Raw genomic sequence first — 1,331 nt, forward strand, 5'->3', positions numbered from 1 at the left:
TGAACCGCTCCGGGTTTGATGCCGGCTTCATGTTTGAGACATCGCCGGCTGGGACGCCCGGAGTTGAGCGTAATAGGCGCTCTCGCATTCCTCGGGTGGGGCGTAGTCCAAGACGCTGTGCAAGCGGCGGTTGTTGTACCAATCGACCCATTCCATCGTCGCGTACTCGACGTCGTCGAGCGTCCGCAACGGGCCGGATCGGAACGGGCTGCCCACACTGATGGCCTCGGTCTTGAACAGCCCGATGGTTGTCTCGGCCAGCGAATTATCGTAGGCATCGCCGATGCTGCCAATCGACGCTGCAATCCCTTCCAGCACAAGGGTTTCCGCGAACGCAATCGACGTGTACTGAGATCCCGCATCGCTGTGATGGATCAATCCGTCAGCCACCTGGCGGCCATGATGATCACGACGCCACAGCGCCATCTTCAGTGCAGTGGTGACCATCGCGGTGTCCCTGACCTTGGACACCTGCCAGCCCACGATCGCCCTGGAAAAGCAGTCGATCACCAACGCCACGTAGACAAACCCCACCCAGGTCGGCACATAGGTGAAGTCGGTGACCCACTTGCGGTTCGGCGCGGTGGCAGTGAAATCGCGATCCAACAGATCAGCAGCCCGCGCTGCGCCCTTATCGGCGATCGTGGTGCGGTGTTTTCGGCCCCGAACGATCCCCGACAAGCCCTCATCGCGCATCAGCCGGTCCACTGTGCACCGGGCGACCTGGTGGCCTTCGCGACGCAAATGGGCAGTCATCTTGCGCCGTCCGTACATGCCCTCGGGCGTGCCGACGGTGGCCAGCAGCGCATCGGTGAGCTGCGCATCAGCGACCGTGCGCGCCGAGGGCCTGGCGGTCTTCCAGCTGCGGTAGGTCCGTGGGGCAACCTGCACGCCCTGTTCACACAGGACTGCACAGATCGGCTCGACCCGGTATCCAGCCGCCCGCATCTGGTCGATGAAGCCGCAGATCAGCGGTGGCGCGGGTCGAGCTCCCGCGCGAAGAAAATCGAGGCTGCCTTCAGAATCTCATTGGCCTCCTTGAGATCCCGGACTTCCCGCTCCAGGTCGCGGATGCGCTGAGCCTCGGCACTCGTGACACCGGGGCGCTCAGCGGCATCGACCTGGGCCTGCAACACCCACCGGCGCAGCGACTCCGCACCCACACCGACCTTTGGGCCGATCGCCTGGCAGGCGGCATACACCGACCGATACTCACCGAGATGATCGAGCACCATCTTCACCGCACGCTCACGCTGCTCGAACGGGTAATGCTTGGCCATAATCGCCATCCTTCTCACAGAAGGAAGCGGCATCAAACCCGGAGCGGTTCA

Annotated in this window: 1 protein-coding gene; it reads right to left on the reverse strand. The window is 63.3% G+C overall.

Annotation, left to right across the window (positions count from 1 at the left end; all coding sequences use genetic code 11):
* Positions 1-27 precede the first annotated feature (27 nt).
* A protein-coding gene (locus tag ACX9NE_RS29255) for an IS3 family transposase (RefSeq protein ID WP_459365266.1) occupies positions 28-1,280 on the reverse strand; the annotation gives its coding sequence in 2 pieces (ribosomal slippage) (positions 28-1,007 and positions 1,007-1,280; 1,254 coding nt in all).
* Positions 1,281-1,331 lie beyond the last annotated feature (51 nt).

The sequence above is a fragment of the Mycobacterium sp. ML4 genome, from assembly GCF_054515735.1.